Source organism: Hirschia sp., assembly GCF_058892565.1.
In genome coordinates, this window is sequence record NZ_JBZXVU010000063.1 from 1 (window position 1) to 10330 (window position 10330).

The 10330-nt window shown below is 45.1% G+C and carries 10 protein-coding genes; 3 read left to right on the forward strand and 7 right to left on the reverse strand.

Going from position 1 to position 10330, the window contains the following annotated elements:
• The coding region (locus tag AC5EF3_RS16245; protein WP_493548794.1) for an OB-fold nucleic acid binding domain-containing protein at positions 1 to 260 on the reverse strand (260 nt) is incomplete at its 3' end.
• An 88-nt stretch (positions 261 to 348) separates the two neighbouring features.
• Between AC5EF3_RS16245 and rnd the strand changes: the two genes are divergently transcribed.
• A complete protein-coding gene (rnd, locus tag AC5EF3_RS16250; RefSeq protein WP_493548795.1) occupies positions 349 to 1521 on the forward strand; it encodes a ribonuclease D in 1173 nt (390 codons plus the stop codon).
• 109 nt (positions 1522 to 1630) lie between these two features.
• Here the strand turns inward: rnd and AC5EF3_RS16255 are convergent, their stop codons facing one another.
• Genes AC5EF3_RS16255 through AC5EF3_RS16275 form a run of 5 tightly spaced genes read right to left on the reverse strand, consistent with a single transcriptional unit; the run spans position 1631 to position 7604 of the window.
• Positions 1631 to 1996 (reverse strand): DUF7079 family protein, encoded by a 366-nt coding sequence (locus AC5EF3_RS16255; RefSeq protein WP_015827746.1) that lies wholly within the window; start codon positions 1994 to 1996, stop codon positions 1631 to 1633.
• 23 nt (positions 1997 to 2019) lie between these two features.
• A complete protein-coding gene (locus AC5EF3_RS16260; protein WP_493548796.1) occupies positions 2020 to 3582 on the reverse strand; it encodes a Ppx/GppA phosphatase family protein in 1563 nt (520 codons plus the stop codon).
• A gap of 12 nt (positions 3583 to 3594) precedes the next feature.
• Positions 3595 to 5844 carry an RNA degradosome polyphosphate kinase gene (locus tag AC5EF3_RS16265; protein ID WP_493548797.1) on the reverse strand — a complete coding sequence of 750 codons (2250 nt, stop codon included), beginning with the start codon at positions 5842 to 5844 and terminating at the stop codon, positions 3595 to 3597.
• A gap of 27 nt (positions 5845 to 5871) precedes the next feature.
• Complete coding sequence (locus tag AC5EF3_RS16270; protein WP_493548798.1) at positions 5872 to 6594, reverse strand: P-loop NTPase family protein; 723 nt, start codon at positions 6592 to 6594, stop codon at positions 5872 to 5874.
• The gene (locus AC5EF3_RS16275) at positions 6594 to 7604 is read right to left on the reverse strand and encodes a hypothetical protein (protein WP_493548799.1); all 1011 of its coding nucleotides are present in this window, start codon (positions 7602 to 7604) and stop codon (positions 6594 to 6596) included. Before AC5EF3_RS16275 ends, AC5EF3_RS16270 begins: the two co-directional genes overlap by 1 nt.
• 158 nt (positions 7605 to 7762) lie before the next feature.
• Between AC5EF3_RS16275 and purM the strand changes: the two genes are divergently transcribed.
• A complete protein-coding gene (gene purM / locus AC5EF3_RS16280; protein ID WP_493548802.1) occupies positions 7763 to 8788 on the forward strand; it encodes a phosphoribosylformylglycinamidine cyclo-ligase in 1026 nt (341 codons plus the stop codon).
• Positions 8785 to 9474 (forward strand): phosphoribosylglycinamide formyltransferase, encoded by a 690-nt coding sequence (purN, locus tag AC5EF3_RS16285; protein WP_493548800.1) that lies wholly within the window; start codon positions 8785 to 8787, stop codon positions 9472 to 9474. Before purM ends, purN begins: the two co-directional genes overlap by 4 nt.
• Here purN and AC5EF3_RS16290 read toward each other — a convergent pair.
• Entirely contained in the window at positions 9458 to 9760 is a 303-nt protein-coding gene (locus tag AC5EF3_RS16290) for a hypothetical protein (protein ID WP_493548801.1), read from the reverse strand. The genes purN and AC5EF3_RS16290 overlap by 17 nt on opposite strands.
• Positions 9761 to 10330: the final 570 nt, after the last annotated feature.

The window sequence follows — 10330 nt, forward strand, 5'->3', positions numbered from 1 at the left end:
TCATTGGCAGTTTCTTCAGAACGTGCGACCACATTACCTGTAATAGACACGACACTTTCGACACGAATTCGTTCTAAAGTGGCAAAATGCGCATTATCTGGCTGAACTACGCATTGCGTCAGACCATAATGATCGCGTAAGTCTATAAATAACAGACCTCCATGGTCGCGCTTACGATGAACCCAACCGCTAATGCGTACGGTTTCACCTACATGTTCGGATCTTAGTTGGCCGCATGTGTGCGTACGGTAAGCGTGCATTTTTTGGAGTCTCCGTTGAGAAAGTTTGGCGGACAAGCACACCGTTACGGCCTGCTTGTCAAGCGATAGCGTTTAGGAAGGAGCTGGTGTGCCATCTAACACCCGCGATGAATTGAAACTAGTAGCAGACACTGACGAGCTAATCAAAGCCTGTGAGGAGCTGAAAAAGGGCGAATTTATCGCCGTAGATACTGAATTTCACAGAGAATCGACCTTTTGGCCGAAACTTTGTCTCATTCAGGCAGCAACTCTAGAGTTTGATTGTCTTATAGATCCGCTCTCACCAAATATTGATTTAGCTCCATTTCTAGATTTAATGGCTGATACGTCACGTGTGAAAGTTTTTCATGCTGCCCGTCAAGACATGGAAATTTTCACAAAACTAATCGGAACACCACCCGCACCTATTTTTGATTCGCAAGTAGCGGCTATGGCGTGCGGTCTTGGCGATTCTGTATCCTATGAAAATCTTGTCTCTCAGCTTTTAAAAGCCCGTGTTGATAAATCTTCTCAATTTACAGATTGGCAACGCCGTCCGTTGACTGAAAAGCAGCTAGACTATGCGCGCGGTGATGTAACCCATCTTCGCCACTGTTACGTCAAGCTGAAAGCAAAATTGGAAAAACTGGGCCGCATGGGCTGGATTGAAGAAGAAACAGAAATTCTCGTCAACCCTGACACCTATGACACCAATCCTAAAAACGCGTGGAAACGAATGAAAATCCGTAAACCACGCAAAGATTATTTGGCATTAATCGCTTCAGTTTCCGAGTGGCGCGAAAAATTAGCTCAAGAGCTAGACAAACCACGTTCGCGTATCCTGAAGGACGATGCTGTGCAGGAAATAGCGCAACAAAAGCCAATTGATGTAAATGCCATGGAAAGACTACGCGCAGTGCCCAAAGGGTTTGCAAAATCAAAACATGGCCAAACGCTTCTTGAAGCGATCAATGCAGCTATTGCTGATCCTGATGCCTACGCACCTGAAATTCCTAAACGTGCGACAAATACCCAACCACCTGGCGCAGTGGGAGACCTTCTCAAAGTCTTGCTTAAACATGTTTCCGAAGAAGCGGATGTAGCCCCTCGTCTGATAGCAAATGCTGCGGATATTGAGCGCATTGCTTGTGATGTTGAACCAGATGTTCAGGCTATGCGGGGTTGGCGACGCGAAGTATTTGGAAATCTTGCTATCAAGTTGAAACAAGGCAAAATAGCCATCGCCATATCTGATACAGGCGTGAAAGTGTTCGACGTTTAAACCAAAGATCTCAGGATTTAATATTCCCAAAATCCTCCTCGAACTTCGTTTTGAGGAGGGCTTTAATATATGCTCAATCTAACCACTTCATCACAATATGAAAACTAGATTACAGATTTTGTCTTATTTGGCAGACCTCATTCTTTAATTTTTCCCAATATTCTAAAGGGTAGCGTCGCATACCTTTAAGCCAGATTTGTCGATCAAATCTGTGTTTGCGCAAGATAATTTGAGTCAAATCTTCACTTTTTAAAGGACACCACTCCCCAGCAACAGACCAAATATTTAGCCTCATTGCCGGATAAACTTCATTCCAAAAAATCTGTTCCAGCTCTTTGAGTGAATAATCAGTCTTAGCACATGTTTGGGCAGCGGATAATAAATAGTCGGCTTCCACATCAGCATCAAGAAACAATACATGCATGGCTACCCATGCTATTTGCCGTTTCTCAAGATCTGCTTCTGGTGGCAACATGATAGCCCCTTGCTTGCTCCTGACTATAGCTCAGCGGCAACACCTGAAAAACTCAACCGCGGTTCCATTCCCATAATGACCGCTGCCTGCCCTAGTCGTTTGCGGACCATTTCAGACATCAAATTTTTCATTTTTTCATCAACATCCAAATTAATACTGCCATCTCTGATTTCCAATCGTGAATACTTAAGAAGATCAGCAGAGCGACCAGAGAAATGCGCACCAAGCCGCATAAGTGCCCCTAAGCCACGCGCTTTACCTGACATGTCTCCATCTAAAAGCGTAGCCGACAGAGTGTGCTGAAAATTACGCTGATATCTGCATGCAATTGCCAAAGCCACAGCTGCTCTTTCTTCATGGGTCCACCCTGAAAGCGGCGCGGTTATCATCTGTTCAAATGCCATATCAGCTCTGTAATCTGGATGCATTCTAGACCCTACATCTGCAGCCAAACAAGCAGCTTCAGACAAACGTTCAGGCAGCATATGCCTTGCTGCTTGTTTCAACCAAAGACCCAATGCAGCCCCAAAATCCCAATTTGACGGCGTCTCAGCAATCATGGCCTGCATACCTGATAGAAGCGGATCTTGTCTCTGCAATCCCTTATCCATCTGCTCAAATACAAGTCCTTCTCGAACCCCGTATGAACTTGTGACCACTTTGGAGAATTTACCTGCTCTCAATACACCATTCAAAACAGCCGCAGCAGCTGGCAAAGTCTTAGCTCTTTTCGACGACACATTATGCATCATAGCGAGTAGTTTTTTATCCGGTGCCTGCAGCTTTTCGGTCAAATCAAGTAATTGATCCGCATCAATTTCATAGGATTGCAAAATAATCAGCGGATAATCATTCAATTCCATATGCATGCGCGCAATTGCACGCCATGCACCGCCAACCATATATAAGGTATCTCTGGATGAGGATAATTCAACAGCCCCTTCCAATTCAGTATCTATCCGTTTTCTAAGCTTCTTCGACAGTGTCACAAAATTCACCGGATCAGGTGTTTCGTGTTCCATTTCACGCAGCCATTCAGGTGGGAGCAAAGCTAATGGCCCTAACGGATATGTAGTTCCTCCAGTATAATAGCCATCATTTATAACAGACAGTTCAAGACTAGATCCGCCTAAATCACCGCTAACACCATCCGCAATTGGCTGCTGCGCAATCACACCAGTCGCAGCCAGCCTTGCCTCATCAATACCTGACATGACCCGAATATTCAGCCCAATTTCATTGCGAACTTGTGCACAAAATGCTGGGCCATCTATCGCTTCACGGACAGCAGCAGTTGCAAAAGGTAACTCTTCATCAACGCCTTGAACTTGCATTAAGGTTTTAAATCTTGCCAATACTGACAATGCAGCTTCAACGCCTTGCGGATTCAGATACCCAGATTCTGTAAGTCCACGCCCAAGGCCAGCTAACACTTTTTCATTGAAACGTGCTTGGATCGCTCTGCCGACGACGTCATAAATGACAAGCCGAACAGAATTCGATCCAATATCAATAACCCCAACCCGACGTGCTTTCGCAGTGAATTTCAATTGCGAATTTTTCTGCAATACGTCGGCGATTCCCATACGATTGTCGCTTTATCCTAAAGGTTTCAATTTTGGTGGCGGCGCATATTCTAAAGCACTACCACGCCCGGAGAGACTTTGGTTTTCCATAAAGTATTCATGCACATTGAAATGATCTTCGCTTAATTCAGCATCATCAAGCGTATCAATTACACGTATAAAATGTCCATCTGATTGAAGTGCCCAACTCTGCATACGATCATTCAAGTTAGCGACCATTATTTGATCAAGAATCTGACGGTGAACAGTAGGATTTTCAATCAGTGTCATTGCTTCGACACGGCGATCTAGATTACGCGGCATCCAGTCGGCAGATGTGATATAAATTTTAGCTTCAGGCGACGGTAGACCATGTCCATTTCCAAAACACACAATGCGTGAGTGCTCTAAAAAGCGACCAACAATCGATTTTACCTCAATTGAATCGGACAACCCAGGAACACCCGGTCTCAAACAACAAATCCCACGGATAACCAGCTCTATTGTGACACCGGCCTGACTTGCTTCATACAATTTATCGATAATTTGTGGATCAACGAGTGAGTTCATTTTAGCCCAAATTGCTGCCAAACGTCCTGCTTTGGCATGCTGAATTTCCGCTTCAATGTGATTGAGCATCTCAGTCTTCATATTTAGAGGAGACATGAAGATTTTTTCAAGATGATCAGGTTCAGCATTTCCCGTCACATAGTTAAACAAACGTCCTGCATCACGCCCGTACGCTGGAGACGCTGTAAACAATGATAAATCGGTATAAATACGTGCCGTAATCGGGTGATAATTGCCGGTACCAAAATGTGTATATGAACGAAGTTCACCATTCTCACGGCGCACGACCAAACTAACTTTGGCGTGAGTTTTATATTCCACAAATCCATAAACAACCTGCACACCGGCACGCTCAAGATCACGCGCCCAACGCATATTCGCTTCTTCATCAAAACGCGCTTTGATTTCCACCAATGCGGTGACGTTTTTTCCATCTTCTGCGGCTTCAATAAGTGCAGCGATGATGGGGCTGTCTTTTGATGTACGATAAAGTGTCTGCTTAATAGCCACTACATCAGGATCGGCCGCCGCTTGACGAATAAATCCAGCAACAACATCAAAACTTTCATATGGATGATGAACGAGAATATCTTTCTCGCGAATTGCCGCAAAAAAATCACCATTGTGCTCACGAATTCGTTCAGGAAAACGCGGCTCATATGGCTTGAAAAGTAATTCAGGGCGACGATTGTCAATGATATCGCCCAGTTGTGCGATTCCCATAATACCGTCCACCTCGACGACATCTTGCTCTTCAGCTTCAATTTCTTTGATCAAGAATTTTTTCAACGCCTCAGGAGCCTTGGCATTGATTTTCATGCGAACAATACGGCCACGACGACGACGTTTTAACAGTATTTCAAATTCGCGAATAAGGTCTTCAGCCTCTTCCTCAACCTCGATATCGCTATCACGTACAATTCTGAAAACACACCGTGCTTTTTCTTCGCAATCCCGAAACAACATGTCCAAGAAATGAGGTATTGTATTTTCTAGCGAAATAAAACGCCGCAATGGTGTGCCGTCAGCGCGTATTTGCTCTGGCAATTCAATAAAGCGATCAACTTGCGTAGGAATAGGAACCAAAGCCTGAAAAGGTGTTGTTTCTCCTTTTTTGAGCAATGTAAAACCAACAGCAAAACCAAGATTTGGAATAAATGGAAATGGGTGAGCTGGATCAATAGCTAAGGGTGTAAGAAGTGGAAAAACTTTATCTGTAAATATTTGTTTTAATGCGCCACGTTCATCGGCTTGCAGTTCATCATGATCGATTATCTCTATACCTGTCTCACGCATTTCTTTGCTGATAGACCGATAAAGACGCTGTTGCTCATTCATCAACGCACTTGTGCGTTCATTTATTCGCATCATTTGTTCACTTGGTGTCAAACCATCAAGGCTCGTTTTCGTTACACCAGCCCGCATGTATTCACGCAAACCAGCGACACGCACCATAAAAAATTCATCTAAATTATTGGCAGAAATAGAAAGGAAGCGAAGTCTTTCTAAAAGCGGGTGACGTATATTCTCGGCTTCTTCCAACACGCGTGTATTAAAATTCAACCAAGATAATTCGCGATTAAAAAAGCGCTGAGGAGACTCTTTTAGTTCCTCACAAACATCATTGGAAATTTCAGACACTTCATTTTTTGAGACTGACTGTGAAGCTTTCTTACGTCTAACAGGTTTACGAATTTCCGTTGGAACCGTCATTTGCTTTTCGCCTATCAATAATAATTTCTATTCAAAATTCGTACTATGCTCTAAGGCAGCGATAGCCTTTCGAGCGGTTGTTCTATTTAGAGCTTTGCCAGCGGCAACCAACTCCAGTTTTTCAACAATTTCATCAATCACAAGATATGTTCTAGCCAAACGCTGAACCAAATAATCAGCGGTTTCATCTGGCAACTTCATAAACTTCGATTTGCACGCAGAAACAAGCCGAATCTTCAACGTCTCTTCATCTATTGCACCAAATTTCACAACAGGAAGAGCAGAAAGGCGGGACTGCAAGTCCAATGGCTTCATATTCCAGCTAGAAGGGTCTGTGGATCCCGAAAGGAGCAGAAATGCACCGCGACTTTTACACAAATTCATGGCAGCTAGAAGCGAGCCGCCATTCGAACATGAATCAGCGTTATCCACGACGAGCGCTTTCACCGACAAACCGGAAATCTCATCAATTTCTGCCGCAGATAAATCAACACCTGTGACATAGGCTGCGCCCGTGTCTTGCGCCCAATTGCGCAACATCCGTGTTTTTCCCGAACCAGCACTTCCAATTAGGCACATCTGACGTTCGGGCCAATATTCCCATCGAGACAAAGCAAGTCTCGCATCTTCAGAAGCAGGCGTCGCAATTAGCGGCTCTAAATCAGCGTCTAGCTTCGGAAAATCCAAAACCAATTGTTTTGATTTTTGACCTCCGACAAATTGATCAGAGTTTGGCTTGTTTGTCGGCATCAGTACGCAACAGGCTCCAGTGACCATCCATTTTGTTCTGAAGACAAGATAACCCCGCCTGTTCTCAATTCGGCGGCTAACTGATCTGGACGGCCAGCATAAGAAAAGGACACATCGGCACCACGCACGGAAACCTTTTCAACCAGTACATTTTTAATCAAGCGAGAATTTTTTAGGGCCTTCTGAATACTCACCCACCCTTGTTGAGACGAATACCTTGCAACAGCAGATACTGATGTTTCGCCAGTTACTCGAACTATGTTTTGAGTTTTCCAGACATCTTCAAGATAGCCAATGCTACCCGCCTTCGCTTCTTCTAAAGTTAGAAATGGACCAGCTGTTCCTAATGGCATACGGCTCGAATATTCTTGTCGTAGGTCATAGAGACTCACAAAATAATTCAGTCCGACCTGCTTAACGCGTGCGACTACACCACGCTGCGCAGATACATTATAAGCATCGGACGCGATATCTTCCCAATTTACATCATTGAGGTAAATTGCCTCTGAAACAACGAAAGGCGCTAGGACGTTTGCATCTGAGCCATTCTCCCAAACGCTTGCCCACTCATCTGGATTTACGCCGCCATCAACCTCAGGAACCATCAAAGCGAGCGATGCCTGACTATCAACGAAGGGCATGTCATAGACGCGGAGGAATGCTTTTACCGCTCGCTCATCAAATTTTACGGCAAGTAAACCTAGATAGCGTGTCGCTGATTGCTTTTCATCTTGAACATCAACAGCAGCAACCAAACGCGCAGCAATACTGCTGTTAATGTAGAGCGCCTTTGCATTCGCGCGATCTTCTGCTGTGGTGATGCGTTGAAGCAATCGATTAGCTCCGATTACACGAGCCTGATCAAACGCTGTTGCACGCGCTTGTATAGAATTTTCAGCCGTTACATCGACGGCAATACCCTTTACGAGATACACATCTGCAAAACTAGCACCTGTAGCGAGCCAAAGCATCGACACAGCAGCAACAACATAGCGAACAAAACGATTCATGATGAACCTGATAACAGCCAAATGTGCCAGTTCAAAGACGTTTCACCATTTCTCAGGGCGAAAAACGCATTGATTTTCGCCGATGAATAGCAAAACCTCACGAAAACTTCGTTTCCACCACTGGCGAAGCCTTTCAGCTCATGTTAATTGCGCGACCCATGACAACACATGACAAAACCCCGCTCACCTATAAAGCCGCTGGCGTCGATATTGATGCTGGTGATGCACTCATAGATAAAATCAAACCTCTTGCTGCGATGACTCGTCGAGCTGGCGCAAATGCTGACCTTGGCGGATTTGGCGGTGTTTTTGATCCCAAAGCTGCGGGTTTTGAAGATCCTGTATTGGTTTCTGGAACAGATGGTGTCGGAACGAAGCTGAAACTGGCTTTTGAGACAAATAAGCATGACACGATCGGGATCGACCTTGTTGCTATGTGCGTCAATGATGTGCTTGCCCAAGGTGCTGAACCACTGTTTTTCCTAGATTATTTTGCGACTGGGCATTTAGAAACAGGCGTAGCTGAACAAGTTGTGACTGGCATAGCCAATGGTTGCAAGGAGTCTGGTTGTGCACTGATTGGCGGTGAAACAGCTGAAATGCCGGGCATGTATCAGGATGGACATTACGACCTTGCAGGCTTCGTTGTGGGTGCTGCAGAACGTGGATCTTTATTGCCTGATACTGATTCAATGCAAGCTGGGGACGTGCTAATTGCGATAGCTTCTTCAGGCCCGCACTCTAATGGATACTCGCTTGTGCGCAGTGTGGTGGAGCGTTCTGGTCTGTCTTTGACTGATTCTTCGCCGTTTAGTGATGGAAGTCTGGGTGAAGCGCTTTTGACGCCGACGAAATTATATGTATCTGCGCTAAAGCCGATTTTAAAAGATAGATTAATCAAAGGATTAGCACACATAACAGGTGGTGGGATCACAGAAAACACACCACGTATGCTGCCTAAAACACTGGTGCCGGCTATTGATTTTGACAAGATTCAAGTTCTTCCCGTTTTTGAATGGATGCAAGAAGTTGGTGCCATTGATACCGAAGAAATGCGCCGCACGTTCAACATGGGTGTGGGAATGATTGCGGCTGTGTCCCAAGAAAATGTGCAAACAGTGCTAGATCGCTTAAACAATGCTGGTGAAACAGCGTATATTATTGGTGAGCTTGCTGACGCATGAATGATGTCTCCGATTTAGTGGATGAAATCGCTATAGAAGAAGCTGTTGATCCCAAACGCATTGCAATTTTTATCTCTGGCACCGGCTCAAATATGGAAGCTTTGCTTGATGCATGTGAGGAAGATGGCTATCCAGCATTGCCGGTTTTAGTGCTTGCTAATAAAGCCTCCGCTGGTGGCATTGAAAAAGCAAAAGCGCGCGGCATTGCGACAGCCATTGTCGACCATAAAACTTTTGGTAAAGACCGCGAAGCTTTCGAGCGCGCCATTCAGGCTGAGCTTGAAAAGCATAATGTGGAATTTATCGCGCTTGCTGGTTTCATGCGTGTATTGACCCCTTGGTTTATTGAAAAATGGGAAGGGAAAATGATCAATATTCACCCTTCTCTTTTGCCCAGCTTTCCCGGACTACACACACACCAACGCGCCATTGATGCCAAATGCCGCCTTGCTGGGTGTAGCGTGCATTTTGTGACGGCTGGCGTGGATGAAGGCCCGATTATAGGTCAGGCCGCTGTGCCAATTTTTCCAGATGACACGGCCGAAACCTTAGCAAGCCGCATTCTTATCACCGAACACAAATTATACCCTGCTTGTCTTGAGGCTGTTTTGCTGGGTGAAGATCAAACATCTTATGTGCAGATGAATGATGATCCAGACGCGCCCTTTATTATCTCTGCGCCGTAAAGGGGCTTAAAGCGGGCTCTGTTTTAGACGGATAGATCGGCATTTTGCGATAGCTGGATTTTCTTGATTTTTGTTGCGGTTGAGTCGCACGGCGTTTGGCTAAATATCCCCATGCAAAAACATGAGATATCACCAGCAAGCATAATTCTTCTGTTGGATTGACTGTGCTTAAAATAATAATGGCACCATAGGCCAAAAACGAAACCAGCACAGGGATTAATAAAGGTGTATCCGCCGCCATTTTTTTGCGCAGGAAGGCCACAACGCACACAGAAATCAAAATCATAAATGGCAGCAATATGCCCAAGCTGATGAGAGCTGAATATTTAAACAGGCTTGCAATGCTTAGCGTGGGCAATGTCATTTATGGGCTCCTATGTCATCAGGTGATGTTGCATTTTCCTTAGATTGGGGATGTTCTCACCTATTGTACAACTGATAGTCTTTCCATTTGGTTCCCAAAAACCTGTGATTGCTTAAAAGAGGTGCACAAAAATCTGCATCAAGCCTTCGGCCACTGCAGTTAGAGATATATTTCACTGATAAAAGGCGGTAAGGCGCACTTTCAGACAGCAATTATAGTGCTGATCTTATAGATCAGCGTTTAAGCCGCCCGAAGGCGCGCCTCACATGATGGTTTTAGCCTATCGCAAAGCTGCTGAAGAGGTGGGCAATGCCCCCAAGACTTGATCAATGCGACACATGCATTGACCTATCTCCCTTCAGCCCTGCCACCTAATCCGCGTGACCGTCATCGCAAACCGGTTTGAACAAGCCCATCATTCCAACATCACCCATCGGTCGCGAGCCGCCCGAGATATTGGATGCGCTTATTATGAAAAGGTTTGTCTGGGGT

Excerpts from the sequence above, each read along its gene's own strand:
- AC5EF3_RS16290 (WP_493548801.1), bottom strand. The coding sequence starts at position 9,760 with ATGATTTTGATTTCTGTGTGCGTTGTGGCCTTCCTGCGCAAAAAAATG.
- AC5EF3_RS16275 (WP_493548799.1), bottom strand. The coding sequence starts at position 7,604 with ATGAATCGTTTTGTTCGCTATGTTGTTGCTGCTGTGTCGATGCTTTGG.
- purM (WP_493548802.1), top strand. The coding sequence starts at position 7,763 with ATGACAACACATGACAAAACCCCGCTCACCTATAAAGCCGCTGGCGTC.
- AC5EF3_RS16270 (WP_493548798.1), bottom strand. The coding sequence starts at position 6,594 with ATGCCGACAAACAAGCCAAACTCTGATCAATTTGTCGGAGGTCAAAAA.
- purN (WP_493548800.1), top strand. The coding sequence starts at position 8,785 with ATGAATGATGTCTCCGATTTAGTGGATGAAATCGCTATAGAAGAAGCT.
- AC5EF3_RS16255 (WP_015827746.1), bottom strand. The coding sequence starts at position 1,996 with ATGTTGCCACCAGAAGCAGATCTTGAGAAACGGCAAATAGCATGGGTA.
- AC5EF3_RS16265 (WP_493548797.1), bottom strand. The coding sequence starts at position 5,844 with ATGACGGTTCCAACGGAAATTCGTAAACCTGTTAGACGTAAGAAAGCT.
- AC5EF3_RS16260 (WP_493548796.1), bottom strand. The coding sequence starts at position 3,582 with ATGGGAATCGCCGACGTATTGCAGAAAAATTCGCAATTGAAATTCACT.